Below are 15,964 nucleotides of genomic sequence, written 5' to 3'. Positions count from 1 at the left end.
CGCATCGGCGCAGGGAGACCCCTCATGGACTTCAACCCCCACCTGCCCGCGTTCAACGCGGGCGCCACCCTCAGCTCGCTGATCAGTCTGTCGGTCGCCTTCATGCTGGGCGCGCTGATCGGCCTGGAGCGGCAGTTCCGCCAGCGCACCGCCGGCCTGCGCACCAATACGCTGGTGGCGGTGGGCGCCGCCGTGTTCGTCGACCTTGCCGTGCGCTTCCACGATCTGTACGGCGGGCCGCCGTCACCGCTGCACGTGGTGGCCTATGTGATCTCCGGTGTCGGCTTCCTCGGTGCCGGCGCGATCATGAAGGATGGCGCACAGGTATCGGGCCTGAACACCGCCGCCACCTTGTGGGGCTCGGCCGCGGTCGGCGCCTGTGCCGGCATCAAGCTGCTGCCCGAGGCGGTGCTGGCTGCGGTGTTCGTGCTGGCCGCCAACACCCTGCTGCGGCCGGTGGTGAACCGCATCCAGCGGCAACCGCTGCCGGAAGCGTTCAGCGAGGCAACCTACGCGATCAACGTGGTCTGCCAGCGCGAGCAGCAGGCCGAGGTGCTGGACCGGCTTCTGCTGTTGCTGGAGCAGGCGCAGTACCCGGTGCGTGCGGTCGACCAGCGCCCGTTCGGCGAGCGCGATGTCGAGATCGAAGCGGTGCTGTACGCCACCACGGTCGATGGCGGCGAACTGGATGCCGTGCTGGCGACCTTGGCGGCCACGCCGGGTGTGCTGCAGGGGTTCTGGAACGCCAGCCTGGAGGAGTAGTGCCGGCCGCTGGCCGGCAACCAGCAAGAGCGTGCACACCACGCTTCGGTAGGTGCCGACCGTTGGTCGGCACGGATCTTCAGATACCCCGGCTTCCTGCTGCTGTGCCGACCAACGGTCGGCACCCACCGCGGCACCAGCGGCCGTTCGAGGGCATGGGCTCACCTTTGCTATCCTTTCCACCCACGCCAGGGAGCCATCCCGATGCCATCGCTGTCGCCCCGCCGCCCCCTGGTCGTGCTGGCCCTGATCATCGTGATGGCGGCCATCTTCCTGGTCGATACGGTTACCGACTACGCCGTTGCCGCCGCCTGCTTCTACGCTGCCGTCATCCTGGCGGCGTCACGGCGCCTGCCCGCACGCGGCCTCATCCTGCTTGCCGCGGTCTGCATCGCGTTGACCGGCCTCAGCTTCTTCCTGACCCGCTTCGGCACCTACCGCATCGGCCTGGTCAATTCAGCGATCGGCATGCTGGTGATCGGCATCACCACCTATCTGGCACTGAAGATGGAAGCGGCGAAGGCCGCGGTGCAGGATGCACAGGCCCGCCTGCTGCGGGTTGCCCGCGCCTCCACCGTCGGCGAGCTGACCACCTCCATCGCGCATGAAGTGAATCAGCCGCTGGCGGCCATCGCCAGCAGCGCCGAGGCAAGCCAGCGCTGGTTGGCCCAGGATCCGCCGAACCTGGACAAGGCACGTCAGACCATCGCCCGCATCGTCGCCGACGCACATCGCGCCAGTGACGTGATCGCCCGTATCCGCGGCCTGACCCAAGGGGCTGCACCTGAGCGCCAGGCCTTCGACCTCAACCAGGCCGTGGAGGAAATGCTGGCGCTCTCGCACAGCGAACTGGAGCAGCATGGTGTGACCGTCGCGCTGGTACTGGGCAGTGACCTGCCCCCCGCCCATGCCGATCGCGTGCAGGTGCAGCAGGTGATCGGCAACCTCATCCTCAACGCCGTCGACGCGATGGCCGGTACACCCACGGGCGAGCGCAGGCTGTCGCTGCTGACCGCACAGGATCGGCATGGCCACGTCAGCCTGAGCGTGCGCGACCGTGGCATCGGCCTGCCCGTGGAGCAGCCTGACCGGGTGTTCGATGCATTCTGGACCACCAAAGCGAATGGTCTCGGCCTGGGCCTCAGCCTGAGCCGCTCGATGATCGAGGCCAACGGCGGCCATATCCGCGCCGAGCGACCCGCTGGTGGCGGCGCCTGTTTCATCTTCGAGCTGCCCACGCACATGGAAGCTACCCATGCGTAAACCCACGACAATGCCTGTGGAACCGTCACCGATCGTCTACGTGATCGACGACGATGCCTCGGTGCGTGCTGCGCTGGAAGATCTGCTTGCATCGATGGGCCTGCAGGTACGTGCCTTCGCCTCGACCGGCGAATTCCTTGCCCATGCGATGGAGGACGCCCCGGCCTGCCTGGTGCTGGACGTGCGCATGCCTGGCCAGAGTGGCCTGGATTTCCATCGCACCATGGCCAGCCATGGCCTGCACCTGCCGGTGGTGTTCATCACCGGGCACGGCGACATCGCCATGGGCGTCAATGCAATCAAGGAAGGCGCCATCGAGTTCCTGACCAAGCCCTTCCGTGACCAGGAACTGCTGGATGCTATCCACAAGGGCATCGACATCGATCGCCAGCAACGCCGCGAGGGTGAACTGCTGGGCGCATTGCAGCAGCGCTGGGACACCTTGAGCATCGGCGAGCGCGAGGTGGTCGCCGGCGTGGTACGGGGCCGGCTCAACAAGCAGATCGCGGCTGATCTTGGCGTCAGCGAAATCACGGTGAAGGTGCGTCGCGCGCAGGTGATGCGCAAGATGGGCGCGCGCACTCTGGTGGACCTGGTGCGCATGTATGACCGGCTGCAGGGCAGCACGCCATGACCGTATATGTAGCCCTGCTGCGCGCAGTGAATATGGGCGGTACCGGCAAGCTGCCGATGGCCGAACTGGTGGGCATGTGCCAGCGCGCAGGATTCCGCGACGTCCGCACCTATATCGCCAGCGGCAATGCCGTGTTCAGCAGTCCGCTCGACGAGGCGGGTGTGCGCGATAGTTTGGCGCACTGCCTGCATGCCGGCGATGGCACGGCCGGTTCGCGCCTGCGCATCCCCTTCGCCGCACAAGGTACTGGTCGCAACATCAACACCGTGGCCCGACTGGCGGCGATGGCTGCGGAGCTGGACTGAGCCTCCTGTGCAGCCATGCCTCCGCAATCAGCGGGCAACCATCAATCGAAGGCCATGCCAAAGCCAATGCTCAGCAGCGGCTGGTCGCCCCGCGCGGCAGATACCCCGGCGTTGACGTTGTATCGGCCATCGCGGCTCCAGCGTGACAACCCCAGGGCCAATGCGGACTCACCGCGATAGCTGGCCGTACCAAAGTTCAACGTAACCTTGCCCGGCAGGTTGGGCGTGACCTGCACCAGCGCCGCCGAGGCAGCGATGCCGCGATTGATCTGTCGCGACATGTGCGAGGCCTGTGCGCCAATGGCCTGCTCCATCGCGTCAACGCGTTGGTCGGTGTAGCGGTTCACCGAAGCCATCTGCTCCTGCAGCTGGGCCACGTTGACCGCATCGGTATCGGCGCTGCCGGCAGCCACGTGGGCAATCTGGCGCTCGCCTCCGACGTGCCCGACCGACACGCTGTCGGCGCGATCGGCGATGGCATCAGAACCGAGCGCCACGCTGTTGTCTGCACTCGCCTGGGCACCGGAACCGGCTGCCACGGCGCCCTGGCCTGTGGCGTCAGCCGGCGCACCATCGGCCACCAGTGCCTCATTGCCGGTAGCGCCGTAGTACGGCAGATCCGACCCGGCACCACCGCCCGTTTGGCCTTCCAGCGCGCCGACACGATCCTGCAGTCCATCCAGCTGCCGGCCGATGCCTTCGCCGATGGCCGACAACTGACCGCCATTGACCGCCTCGCTGCTGCCCAGCTGCACGCGACCGTCGGCAACGTTGGTCAGCACGGTGCCTGCGGCACCACCGAACACCACCTGGCTGCGATCGCTGCCCGCCACATAGCCAACCGTCTCCTTGACGTCACCATCGTCGCCGACCAGGCCGGCCTGCTTCAGCTGGCGCAGATTGATGGCGTCGGTATCGTCGCTGGCATCGGCCACGTGGGTGATCTGGCGTTCCGCACCATCACGCCCGATCGATACGGCGTTGGCACGGTCGGACACCGAACCTGCGCCCAGTGCAATGGCACCGTCCACAGAAGCCTGCGCCCCCTGTCCCAGTGCGATGGCCGCAATACCGTCGGCCTGCGCCGACGCACCGATGGCCAGCGCCCCCACAGCGCTGATCGAGGCGTCGTCGCTGCCATCAGCACGACCATCAACCTTCAGATAGCGGCTGTCCTCTGGCTGCGCCGCCGACAGGCCGTCCTGCATCTGTGCCAGGGTCACTGCATCGGTTGCGTCATCGGCAGCGGCCAGGCCCTTCAGCTGGCGCGCACCCGTTGCCCCCGTCAGGTCGACCACAGCACCGGCACGACCCGAGGCCACCGAAATGTTGCCGCTGGCGGCATCCTGGCGCACCAGGCCTGCGTCGCCGCCGTTCCACGCATCGATCTGGCGCTGCGTATCCAGCACATCGTCTTCGGTGTGGGTGACGCGCTGGTCGAGCACCTGCAGCTGCCCGTCCACCGCGTGCAGCGCAGAACCGGCATCGCGGAAGCTGCTGCCCTGTACGACATAGGTCGGGCCTGTCACGGAACCTGTGGCCGCCTCGACCTGCGCGCCACCACCGAGCGCGGCAACCGTGGACTGCAACTGCTGCAGGTTGACCACATCGGTCGCTTCGGTACCGTTGGCCACGTTGATCAACTGACGCGTACCGATAGCGCCGCCACCCAAGGACAGCACCTGGTCGCGATCAGCGACCGAGCCTGCGCCCAGTGCGACCGCGTTCTCGCCGTTGGCGTGCGCGCCGGCACCGATGGCGACACTACCCTGCCCGGCCGCACGCGCGTCGGCGCCCATGGCCAGTGAATGCGGGCCGCTCGCTGCCGCTCCACTGCCCAGCGCGAGACTGCCGGTTCCGCCCGTGGTAGCCGGCGCATCGACATCACCGGCTGCGGCCTGGAAGTAGCGCTGGGCAACCACCAGGTCGCTGCCCAGATCGACCAGCTCGGCACGCTGCGCGCGGTCTTCCGCATCCAGTGCATGCAGCGCATCACCGGCGCTATGCACGGTGGTGCCCACCACATTGAAATCCGGTGCCTGCAACGTGCCATCGGCGCCCACGCCCGCGCCCGCACCAAGCGCTGCCGCCACGCTGGCCACGGCGGCGTCGGCCTGCGCCTTGTTGATGGCTTCGTCGCCAGCGGCCGCATCGGCCACACCGCCCAGACGGCGGGCGCCTGCAGTTCCAGCCATACCAATGGCGGCGCCATCACGATCCACACCGACCGTCAGGTCGCTGCCCGGCGCGGCCTGCTGGACCATGCCGATGGTGCCCTGGCTGATCCGTGTATGCAGATCATTCACCGATACGTCAACGCTGGAGAGGCCGCCGTCCAGCGCGTTGAGCGCGCTGCCGATGCTGGTGTGGGTGCCTCCGTGAGCAAGATCGAAAGCCGGCGGGATGACAGTGCCATCGGTCGCCAGCGCACCGCCGGTCGCCTGCAGAAGTCCCTGCAGCTGCTGCACGCTGGCCACGTCATTGTCCTGCGTGCCATCGGCCATGTTCTCGATGCCACGGCGTGCGGTGGTTGAACCCAGCGCAACCGTGGCGTTGCCGCGGCTGACCGAACCGGCGCCGATGGCAACACTGTTGGCGTGGGTGGCGCGGGCGCCTGCGCCGATCGCGGAGGAGTACTGCCCGGTGGCGGTAGCAGCGCGCCCCAGGGCAATGCCTCGCTCGCCAGTGGCTACTGCCGCCGACCCCAATGCGGTCACCACCGTACCGGCACCGTTGGCCTGGAAGCCAACCGCGGTCGCGTTCCAGGTGGTTCGCGTGCTGGCGCCCAGCGAGGTCGCGCCACTGGCGCCCGAGCCGTTCTGGCTGTCTGCGGCGGCACCGAAGCCGATCGACACAGCGTTGCTGCCGGCGGCCACCGAGTTGCTGCCCAGTGCGATGGCACCGTTGTTGGCACCATTGCTGGCCGGTCGCGCGACGGCATTGCTGCCGATGGCGATCATGTTGATGCCGTTGACGCTGGCGGCAGTGGCATTGCTGCCGATGTTCACCACCAGCAGGCTGTCATCGGTTGCAGCCAACGGCAGGGCGCCACGCAACGCGGCGGGGTCCTGGCAGGCGCCTTCCTGCGGTTCGTGCGGTGCGCTGCACAGTACCTGCTGGATGTCGCTGGCAAGCACGTTTGGCGCGACAATCGCGAGGAGCACTGCGGCGATGCCCGCACCCGCGCGGCGGCGACGGCCCTGGGCCAGTTCCGAGGCGACGACCCACTTGCCGGTGGCCGCGTTCCAGACGATGCGATAGATGCAGTTCATGGTCGTTCTCCGAGGGCGCAAGCGCCCATTGGGGGTGGCAGCCGGCCGTTCCAGCCATGGCCAGATACTAGGCAAGCGCCCCCCGATGGCGTATCGGACGCGGCCTAAAGCGCGCCCGGATACACCCGTGGGATGGTTTGTGATTCAGCAGGTTGCAACTGGGCGCGGCGTCGTGCGCCGCGCCCAGCGCTGGGCTCAGTCGCCCAGTACCACGCCGACGCCCATGCGGAAGATCGGCTTGTCGCCGCGCGCCATCGACGCGCCGCCGTTGACATTGACGCGCCCGTTGTCGCTCCAGCGCGACACGCCCACACCCATCGCCGTTTCGCTGCGGTAATTGGCCAGGTTGGCGTTGATGGTGGTCCTGCCCGGCAGGTACGGGGTCATCGGCGCCAGTGCAGCTGCGGCGGCGATGCCTCGGTTGGCTTGGCGGTTGACCTGGTCCAAGCGCTGTTCCAGGCCGCTCCAGGCATCCTGTACTCGCTCGTCGGCATACGCCTTGGCATCATCCACACCCTGTTGCAGCTGGCCTACGTTCACTGCATCGGTGGCCTGCACACCGGCTGCCACGTTGGTGATCTGACGCTCGCCACCTTCGCGGCCGACCGACACGCTGTTCTCGCGGTCGGCGACCGAGCCGGCACCCAGCGCAACGCTGTTGTCGGCCTGGGCTTCTGCGCCGGCACCGGCCGCCACGCTGCCCTGGCCGATGGCCTGGGCCGGGTTGTCACCCGCCTGATCGCCCGGCTGCGGATTGGCGCCGTAGTACGGCGGATTGCCGCCACCACCGGCATCGCCTGCTTCCAATGCGCCGACGCGGCCATCCAGATCGCCGATGCGGCCCTGCAGCTGGTCGCGCAGTGCGGCCAGCTGGCCACCGTTCACGGCCTCGCGGCTGCCTGCACCCACACGACCATCGGCCACGTTGGACAGCACGGTGCCATTGGCACCACCGAAAGTGACCTGTGCACGCTGGCTGCCTGCATCATAGGTCACCGCATCCAGCATCTGCCCGCCATCGCCCACCAGACCTGCCGCCTTCAGCTGGCGCAGGTTCACCGCATCGGTATCCTCGCTGCCATCGGCCACATGGGTGATCTGGCGCTCGCTGCCGGCCGCACCCACCGACACGCTGTTGGCGCGATCGGCCACGGCGCCAGCGCCCAACGCCACACTGTTGTCAGCCAGCGCCACCGCCCCCTGGCCCAGCGCTACGCTACCCGCGCCATTGGCCTGGGCCGATGCACCTACCGCCATCGCGCCCTGCCCGTTGGCCTGCGCATCATCACTGCCATCGCCTGCACCATCGACCCGCACATAGCGGTTGCCGGTGGCGCGAAGGTCATCGACGGCCGAGTTCAGCTGGCCCAGGTTCACCGCATCACTGGCGTCGATGCCGGCAGCCACGCCCTTGAGCTGGCGTTCGCCGTCGGTACCGCGCAGGTCCACCACGGTGCCTCCGGTACCTGCACCGATCGTCACTGCAGCGTCCGCAGCGGACTGCTGCACCAGGCCGGCTTCGCCATTGCCCAGTTCCACCAGCTGCTGACGCAGCTGGGTGATATCGCCTTCGTTGCGGGTCACACGGCCGTCGATCACGGTCAGGCCACCGTCAACCGAAGACAATGCATCGCCCACGTTGTCGAAGGTCTGACCCTGCACGCTGTACTGCGGGCCGGTCACGGTGCCGGTCAGCGCATTGTGCGTCGCGCCGCCGCCCAGGCCCTCGATGACAGGAAGCAGCTGCTGCACGTTCACCGCATCTGCGGCTTCGGTACCGTTGGCCACGTTGATGATCTGGCGAGTGCCGTTACCGCCCATGCCCCAGCCCACCGAGACCACGTTGTCGCGGTCTGCTACCGCCTCAGCGCCCAGCGCGACTGAATTCTCACCACTGGCGCGTGCATTGGCACCCAGCGCGATCGCGCCGTCACCGCTGCTCGCACGCGCGCCCCAACCGACGGCCACACCCTGTGCAGCGCTCGCGGCGGCGCTGGCCCCGGCGGCGATGCTGCCCGAGCCCGTTGCAGCGGCTTCGTCGGCCACACCCGAGCCGTCCGCCTTGAAATAGCGGCTGCCTTCATCCAGCGCGTCGCGCAGATCAGCAAGGTCCTGGCCGGTGCTGCCAACACGGCCATCCAGTGCGGTCAATGCATCGCCTACGTTGCCGTAGTTGTTGCCATCCACGGCGTAGCTCGGCGCACTGATGCGCCCCTGCGCATCGGCAACGCTGCCACCGCCGAGCGCATCGGCCACCGAGGCCGAGGATGCCTGCAGCTGGCCCAGCGTCACGGCTTCGTCGGCCGCCGTCGCATCGGCCACGCCACGGAGGCGACGGGCCCCGTCAGTACCCGTGAAGTCCACCGCAGCACCATTGGTGCTGGCGCCCACGGTCAGGTCGGCACCCGGCGCCGCCTGCTGCACCAGGCCCACGGTGCCGTTCTGCAGCGAAGTGCTCAGCTGGTTCAGGGTGGTCGTAGTGGTGGTCAGGCCGTCGTCCAGCGCCTCAAGCGCGCTGCCGACGGTGGTGTGGGTGCCGCCATGGCCCAGCACGTAGCTGGGCGCGGTGATGCTGCCGTCGGCAGCAACATCGGCGCCGCCACCCAGCGCCTGCACACCAGCACGCAGCTGTTGCACGATGGCCGCGTCGTTGGCCTGCGTACCCGCTGCAACATTGACGACCTGGCGGCGCAACGTGGTGCTGCCGACCGACACCGTGTCTTCGCGGTTGGCGACCGATGCACGGCCGATCGCCACCGCACCGGCAGCCGTAACCTGCGACGAACCGCCGAGGGCAACGCCGCCGGAACCGCTGACCGAGGCGTTGTCACCCATCGCCACAGCTTCGGTGGCGCTGCCGCGCGCGCCGCGCCCCACAGCCACTGCTGCCGAGCCGCCAGCATTGGTGTTGTAGCCCACGGCCACGCTGTTCCAGCCGCCGGCGCTGGCATTGGCACCCACGGCCAGCGAACCTGCCGCGCCCTGCGCGTTCTGGCTGTTGGCACTTGCACCCATACCGATGGCGACTGCGTTGTTGCCCTGGGTGCTGGCGTTGGCGCCCATCGCAATGGCGTTGTCCGCGTTGCCGTCCGCATCGGCCAAGGCGCGTGCGTTGTTGCCGATGGCGATCGCGCCCACTCCTGCGGCCGTGGCAGCCGTACCCGAGCCATTGACCTTCACATACAGGTCATCCACCGCGGCCTGTACACCAATGGTGCGGGCCTGCGCTGCCGCATCTGCGTTCGCATCGGCATCAGTGGCCACACAGCGGCCCTCAACATCGATCACACCCCCTTGGCCCTGCGCCAAGGCACACGCAGTGCTGTTGTCTTCGGCCGCCCACGACGGCAGGGCCAGCATCAGCAGGCTGGCCGCAGCCAGCCCGCGTGCGGCAATCTTGCCACCCTTCTTCCTGCGGCCGGTGGCCAGCTCTGAAGCAACCACCCACTTTCCGATGGCCGCGTTCCACACAATCCGGTAGATGCTGTTCATGATGTTCTCCGTAGGCAATGCGCCTGCTTGGTCGGGCGGTTGAATGGCGGCCGATGCCGCGTCTACGGGGAAATGCTAGAAAGCAGCGGCCTCGTCTCGAATCGGACGGGGCCTAAATGGCGCCTGCGGCGCTGGCTGAACGACCTGCCGTTCAGTCCGCCGGGCAATCAGTTGTAGGTCATCGTGACCGTGATCGGGCGGCTCACCGCGCCTGCAGAAACCGTCGCCGCGCTCTGCACGAAGCGCGCGCGGAAGGCGTGGGTGCCGGCGGCCGTCGCCATCTGGGTCCACCCGCCGGGCCGCAGGCGTGCCCCACTGCTGGTACGTTGCAGCTCGATGCCGATGCCGGCAACGCCCTGGAACAGCGTTGCGTCATTGCTGTCGGCCACGCCATTGAAGTGCAGGCCCACCCGCGCGACCAGAGGATCGCACTGGCTGACCACCACGTTGACGGCCTGGAACGGCGTGCTGAACGCACCGCTGAACTGGGTGGCCTGATAGGTTCCCAGGTCGACATCGGCCACGGCAATGCGGCATACGCCCGGCAGGATGGTGCCGGTGACGTTGAAATTGGTGGTGGTGGCGGTCTGCGCCGATGCTGCACCGGACAGCGTCAGCACGGCGGCGAGCAGCAGGCCTGGAATCGGAAGATGCATGGAAGCTCTCAGTTGTAGGTCAGGGAAACGGTGATGGGCCGCTGGATGCGTCCAACGGAGACCGGCATCGCCGATTGCAGCAGACGCGCACGGAACGGGTAGACGCCGTCCGCCGTCACGTATTGGGTGCTCCCACCCGGCGGAAGGGGCACGTTCAACGACGACACCACGCGTACCAATTGCACACCCACGCCGGGCACTCCCTCGAACAACGCGCTGTTGTGACTGTCGGCGGTGCCATCGAAGGTCATGGCCACGCGCAGGATCAAGGGATCGCAGTCACTGACGGTGCCGCTGAAATCAACGTAGGCGGTGCCATGGCTGCCAGTGAAGACGTTGGCCTGGTGCGAGCCCAGGTCCACGTCCGGGAAGGAGATCCGGCATGCGCCGGGCAGGATCTCGCCGGACACGGTGAATGGCTGGGTGTCCTGCGCCCGCACGTTGGCCGCCAACATGGCCAGCACCAGGAAAAGAGCTGTGCGATGCATATGCGCCTCAGTTATAGGTGACCTGTACGGTCACGGGGGTGTTGATGGTGCCTGCTGACACCGTGCCGGTGCGGACCAGGCGTGCGTAGAGCAGGTGTCCGGCCGCCGGCGTTCCATTGGTAATCCAATCGAAGCCGGCCTGGTTGGGCGCCAGGGTCTGCTGGGTGGGCGTGTACAACCACACCGCCAGGCCGCGCACACCGCCTGTGGTGGGTATGGCGAAGTAACGTGCGTCGCTGCTGTCGGCGGTACCCGCCATGCGCACGTGCAGCACCCGCAGGTCACTGGCGCAGCTGCTGCGGTTGAGCGTGAAGCTGACCATGGGAGACTGCGTATTCGCCGTGAAGTACGTCGCGTCGAAGGTACCCACGTCGACATCGGCGACGCTGAACTGGCAGGTTCCCGGCTGGAAACGGCCACTGAAACGCAGGGTCAGGTCGGCCGCATGCGATGGCACTGGCAGCAGCGCAGCAAGCGTGGTCAGCAACAGCACGGCGCGCATGTCAGTTGTACTCCAGCGTGATGGTGGCCGCGCCATTGGCCTGCCCCGAGGATGCGGCAGCTGCAAGCCGGTAGTAGCGTGCGCGCAGCATGATCGTGTACTGCGCGTTGTTGACCTCGGTCAGGGCCACGCCGGAATCGCGCATGGTGTTGAAGCCGACCGAGTCCTGCGCCTGTGTTCCAATCTGGATGCCGATGCCGGTGGCGGTCATGTTGACGCCGTCATCCTGCAGCGCCATGACCGATCGCGTGCGGTCGGCAACCGCGGTGACCGGATCGACACGATAGCGGATGCGGTTGTCCACTCGCCCGTTGGCGGTCTGCACCGTGCCGGTGGTCAAGTGGCCGCGGTAGCGTCCGAAGAATGCAGGGCAGTCCCGCAGCACCACCGGCACGTTCACCCAGCCCGTGGTGGAGCCAACCACAGGGATCTCGCTCATCTGATGCACGCCCAGGTCCACGGGCACATCGCTGGTGCTGCACGTACGCGAGACGATGTTCAGGCTGCCCTGCACGCGCCCGCTCCACAACAGAACGTTCCGGTTGACGCCACTCATCCGGTACTCGAACTGCGGGAGGCTGGCGCCAGTCACGGTCCCTGCGTTGATCGGCCCGATCTTGATCAGGCTCACGTCATAGGACTGAACAGGCCAGAGCAGCAGGATCGGCTCGATGACTTCGTCTTCAGTCAGGATTGGAAACCCTCTTCCGCTGAACCAAACCGCCACACCCACGCCCGGCACGTTGGTCTCATAGACAGTGCCATAGGTGGGATGGACAAAGTCTGAGGCGCGATGCGGCAGCGAGGTGTACTGCCGGATGCGATCCATTCGCCCCGGCGAGCACGTGATCTGGTTCGCAGGACCGGCATAGTAGGTCGCACGGAAGATCTCGGTACCCACCGGCACGTCCGGCCCGACAGTGATCGAGCCATTGAGGTTGGCGATGTTGACCAACGGCCTGTCACCATCGACAAGCCGGCAGTTCTGCGCCCAGACAGGCGCACTGGCCAACAGCATCATGGCCAGCACAACGCGGGCCGCCAACAGGATCGGGTTCATGGCGCTTTCTCCAGAGTAGCCAGGTGAGGTCGAGCGCCGGGCTCGGACTGCTGTGCAGCTGCCGCGGTCTGGCAGCGTGCTTCCACTACGGTGTAACCGTCGCTGGAACGCGACATCGGCACCTGCACCTGCATCACGCACTGCTCGTCGCTGCCGGGACCCCACTGCACCTGCACCGGGCCGGATGCCTGCAGGCCGGTGAGCAGCAGGCGGCTGCCCTGCCCCACCACACCAACATTGGTGCCCTGGCCGTCAGTTGCCTCGGCGCCGAACGGCAATGGCCGGCCGTCATCGGTACGTGCGTCCACCATCAGGCCGTGGCTTGCGCGCGTGCTGAAAGCCAGCCGCACCAGGGATCCAGCACGCGGCGCGACGCTGCGTGCGGTCTCCTGCAGCTCCACGTCAAAGCCGGTGCCCTTCGGATCAATCGAGATGGTGTTCAACTGGTAAGGCGTCAGGAACGGGACCACGGCATAGCCGCGCTTGTCCAGGCGTGCACCGCCCCCGTTCTCGATGCGCGCGCCAGCCGCGCCAGCGGCATGCACCAGTGCTGCCGTTTCGCCCAGCGGCGGGGACAAGGTCAGCCCGTCGCCATGCAGCACCATGCCACCTGCGGCGCCCATGCCCAGCTGGGTGTAATCGCTGCCATTGCTGATGCTGGCCGTCCACTGGCCGCGCGCACCGCGGTAGCCGGTGTTGATATCGGCGCTGTTGCTGCCCGCGATGCGTGACAGGGTAGCGCCATAGCTGAAGCGGTCGTCCCGCGATGAGATGCCATTGGTCGACAGCTGCGTCGCCGGCTCGCCATTGCGGCTGCGGGTATGCATCAGGTTGCCCAACGGCGCACGCGGAGACCTGCCCAGCGGCAGCGACACCATCAGCATCAGCCGGTTGTCCACCCGTGCCTGCTGAGCCCTTGCTGCCGGCATCTCCACGCCGGGAATGCTGTCCTGCAGGTAGCCGCGGCCGAAGTCGATCGAATCGCGGGTACGCTGGAAGTTGACGCTGTAGCTCAATGCCTTCCACTGGTTGCTGTAGCCGATGCTCAGGTCGAGCTGACGGCCGGGTGCGTTCCAGAAATCGCGGCGGGTGCCGATCACGAACAGCTGCCCACCGCGCTCACCCAGCTGCTGGTTCATGCTCAGGTCCATGCGGTTGCGCTGGCGCGCTACGGTGTCGATATGCAGATCGCGGGCGCGCGCATCACGCAGCGATGCCCAGTCGCGCAGGCTCACGTAGTCCCGGGTGGCATAGCGGTAGGCGGCCACGGCAAAAGACGTTCCGGTGCGCACGACGTTGCGGTTGTAGGCCAACCGGAAGCTGCTGCCGGACATCGGCGGCAGCCCCTGCACCGCCGTCCGCGCCAGCGACACGTCTGCGGCCACCGCGCCGAAGGATGTGTTGATGGCCGCACCTGCAAGGCCGGCACGGTAGTCCTCACCCACGACCATGCCGCCGTAGGTGCTGAGGGTGTTGCTGAGGCCGCGCTGGTATTGCAGCTGCAGCAGCTCTGGCGCCGCACGCAGCGAGCTTTCGTCGACCCGCCCGGCGGACATGCTCCAGCGCGACTGGCCCGGTCGCAGCAGCTGCGGTACCGCCGAGTACGGCACGGTGAAGCGGCGCGAGCGGCCATCCGCCTCGCGCACCTCGACTTCAAGGTCACCGGCGTAGCCGGTTGGATACAGATCGTCCAGTTCGAACGGCCCCGGCGCGACGCTGGCCTCGTGCAGCACGCTGCCGCGCTGGCGCACGATCACCCGTGCGTTGGTTTCGGCCACGCCGCGGATCACCGGCGCGAAACCCCGCTGCGACTGCGGCAGCATGCGATCGTCGCTGCCCAGGCGAACGCCACGCAGGCGTACGCCTTCGAACAGGTCGCCCGGCGTGGAGGTGTCGCCCAGCATCAGCTGCGCCTTCCACCGCACGATATCGTGCTGCAGATACGCGGCCGTTGAGCGGTAGCGCTGGGGTTGGTTGCCCCCCAGGGTCATCGCGCCCTGGTGCACCAGCTGCCATCCGGCGACGCGGCCGGTGGCGTTCAGCCCCAGGAAGCCCGAATAGCGGGCCGTGCTGCCGTTGTTGTAGTGATACGCGTTGGCGTTGTAGCTCAAGGCGAACGCGGGCACGCCGGCATCCCACTGGCTGGGATCGACGTAGCCGCGCGCTTCGTTGCGCAGGTAGAGCTGCGGCACCTGCAGGTCCAGCGTCTGGCTGCCCGCATCGAACGTTGCCGAGGCACCGGGCACCAGATCGCCCAGGCTTCCGCAGAACACCTCCTGCGGCCATGGCAACACGGGCAGCTGCTGCGCGTCGGCCTGCAGTCGTGCCGGAGCGATGCCGTACGCCTGCAGGTTGGCCGGATCCAGGCACAGGCGGGAACTGCCCTCCACATCGCGGTAGAGGATGTCGGTACGCGCCTGCCACTGTCCGTTGAGACGGACGTCGCCACGGTAGGTCCCCGGCGCGACATAGTCGGCCTGCGCGAAGCGTTCAAGATCCAGGCGGGCTGACGCACCGGCCGGCAGGAACGCTGCATCGAACGTCACTGCGTCATCGGCACCGGGTTCGGTCGCCCATGCGGTGTGGGTGAACAGGATGGTGGCCACCAGCATCGGCAGTCGGGCATGCCGCAGGCGACAGGCGCCGTTGCCCGGCGCCCGGATCGGGGCGTTCATCAGGGTGTCTCCGCGGGGACAGGGAAAGGCGCGCAACTGGTGCGCGCTGTAATCAGGGCTGCAAGGCAACCTGGGTCGGCACCAGGGCGCCGAAATCGTTGATGACGGTGATCGCGCCCTTCACCTCGCCCTGCGGACGAACTGAGAGATCCTCCAGCGCGAACTCGGCCTGTGCGAACGGTGCGACCATGCCACCGCCCTGCATGCCTTCTTCCTTGCCATTGGCCCACAGGCCGACGCTGGCGAAATTGACGTGGTAGGGCGTCGGGTTGTCCGCCCGCAGCACCAGTCCACCGGACGCGGAGTGCAGCGACCAACGGACCTTCTGGTGCGCCAGCACCGGCTCGCCAGCCAGGTTTGGCGGGCGGTAGAAGACCTTGATGCGGGTACGGAAGGCGAACTGAAGGATGTTGGCCGTGCTGCCACCGGTCTTCGGCGGGATCTCGAGCATGTTCAGCCAGTACAGCGTTTCACGATCGGCAGGCAGCGTGGCACCGGTGAACAGGATGCGGGCCGTCTGCTGCTTCTTCGGGTCGAGGCGGAACACCGGCGGTGCGACCGCGAACGGCGCCTTGGCGCTGTCCGGCGTGGACTGGTCGTCACCATCATCCAGCCATACCTGGACCAGCGCGGCGCGCTCGCCTTCGTTCATGAATTTGAGAGTGACTTCCTTGTCCTGCGCGGGATAGACCACGCGGGTGCCACCGATCACTACCGACGCGTCGGCAGTCTGGGCGAACAGTGCGCCAAGGGCGAGAACGCCGGCACAGAGCGTGCGGTTGAAGGAAAGCATGGATCACCTCTTCGATGAGGCCGGCCACAGGGCCGCCGGCACGTGCCGACGGCCCCGCGCGG

Annotated in this window: 12 protein-coding genes; 4 read left to right on the top strand and 8 right to left on the bottom strand. The window is 67.5% G+C overall.

What is annotated here, in order from left to right; translation table 11 throughout:
• Positions 1–24: 24 nt before the first annotated feature.
• The 4 genes from MRBLST15_RS02155 to MRBLST15_RS02140 all read left to right on the top strand — a co-directional run bounded on the left by MRBLST15_RS02155 (position 25) and on the right by MRBLST15_RS02140 (position 2,964).
• On the top strand, positions 25–762 hold the full coding sequence (locus MRBLST15_RS02155) for an MgtC/SapB family protein (RefSeq protein WP_367785004.1): 738 nt from the start codon (positions 25–27) through the stop codon (positions 760–762).
• 204 nt (positions 763–966) lie between these two features.
• Positions 967–2,025 (top strand): sensor histidine kinase, encoded by a 1,059-nt coding sequence (locus MRBLST15_RS02150; RefSeq protein ID WP_367785002.1) that lies wholly within the window; start codon positions 967–969, stop codon positions 2,023–2,025.
• Entirely contained in the window at positions 2,018–2,659 is a 642-nt protein-coding gene (locus MRBLST15_RS02145) for a response regulator transcription factor (protein ID WP_367785000.1), read from the top strand. The genes MRBLST15_RS02150 and MRBLST15_RS02145 overlap by 8 nt, the downstream gene beginning before the upstream one ends.
• Positions 2,656–2,964, top strand: coding sequence for a DUF1697 domain-containing protein (locus tag MRBLST15_RS02140; protein ID WP_367784998.1), 309 nt, complete (start codon positions 2,656–2,658; stop codon positions 2,962–2,964). The genes MRBLST15_RS02145 and MRBLST15_RS02140 overlap by 4 nt, the downstream gene beginning before the upstream one ends.
• 41 nt (positions 2,965–3,005) lie before the next feature.
• Here the strand turns inward: MRBLST15_RS02140 and MRBLST15_RS02135 are convergent, their stop codons facing one another.
• From MRBLST15_RS02135 to MRBLST15_RS02100, 8 genes are all read right to left on the bottom strand, one after another.
• Positions 3,006–6,236, bottom strand: a complete 3,231-nt coding sequence (locus MRBLST15_RS02135) for a YadA-like family protein (RefSeq protein ID WP_367784996.1) — start codon at positions 6,234–6,236, stop codon at positions 3,006–3,008.
• A 195-nt stretch (positions 6,237–6,431) separates the two neighbouring features.
• On the bottom strand, positions 6,432–9,728 hold the full coding sequence (locus MRBLST15_RS02130) for an ESPR-type extended signal peptide-containing protein (protein ID WP_367784994.1): 3,297 nt from the start codon (positions 9,726–9,728) through the stop codon (positions 6,432–6,434).
• 167 nt (positions 9,729–9,895) lie between these two features.
• Positions 9,896–10,384 carry a fimbrial protein gene (locus tag MRBLST15_RS02125; RefSeq protein WP_230109326.1) on the bottom strand — a complete coding sequence of 163 codons (489 nt, stop codon included), beginning with the start codon at positions 10,382–10,384 and terminating at the stop codon, positions 9,896–9,898.
• An 8-nt stretch (positions 10,385–10,392) separates the two neighbouring features.
• Positions 10,393–10,872: a fimbrial protein gene (locus MRBLST15_RS02120; protein ID WP_363733413.1), complete on the bottom strand. Its 480-nt coding sequence runs from the start codon at positions 10,870–10,872 to the stop codon at positions 10,393–10,395.
• Positions 10,873–10,879: 7 nt separating this feature from the next.
• Positions 10,880–11,374: a fimbrial protein gene (locus MRBLST15_RS02115; protein WP_363733414.1), complete on the bottom strand. Its 495-nt coding sequence runs from the start codon at positions 11,372–11,374 to the stop codon at positions 10,880–10,882.
• Position 11,375: 1 nt separating this feature from the next.
• A complete protein-coding gene (locus MRBLST15_RS02110) occupies positions 11,376–12,434 on the bottom strand; it encodes a fimbrial protein (protein ID WP_367784990.1) in 1,059 nt (352 codons plus the stop codon).
• Entirely contained in the window at positions 12,431–15,109 is a 2,679-nt protein-coding gene (locus MRBLST15_RS02105; protein WP_367784988.1) for a fimbria/pilus outer membrane usher protein, read from the bottom strand. The genes MRBLST15_RS02110 and MRBLST15_RS02105 overlap by 4 nt, the downstream gene beginning before the upstream one ends.
• 52 nt (positions 15,110–15,161) lie before the next feature.
• Positions 15,162–15,902 carry a fimbrial biogenesis chaperone gene (locus MRBLST15_RS02100; protein WP_367784986.1) on the bottom strand — a complete coding sequence of 247 codons (741 nt, stop codon included), beginning with the start codon at positions 15,900–15,902 and terminating at the stop codon, positions 15,162–15,164.
• Positions 15,903–15,964: the final 62 nt, after the last annotated feature.

It is taken from the genome of Stenotrophomonas sp. LST15-1-1.1, from assembly GCF_040815575.1.
Taxonomy (GTDB): domain Bacteria; phylum Pseudomonadota; class Gammaproteobacteria; order Xanthomonadales; family Xanthomonadaceae; genus Stenotrophomonas; species Stenotrophomonas lactitubi_B.
This window is presented reverse-complemented; position numbering and strand designations above follow the sequence as displayed.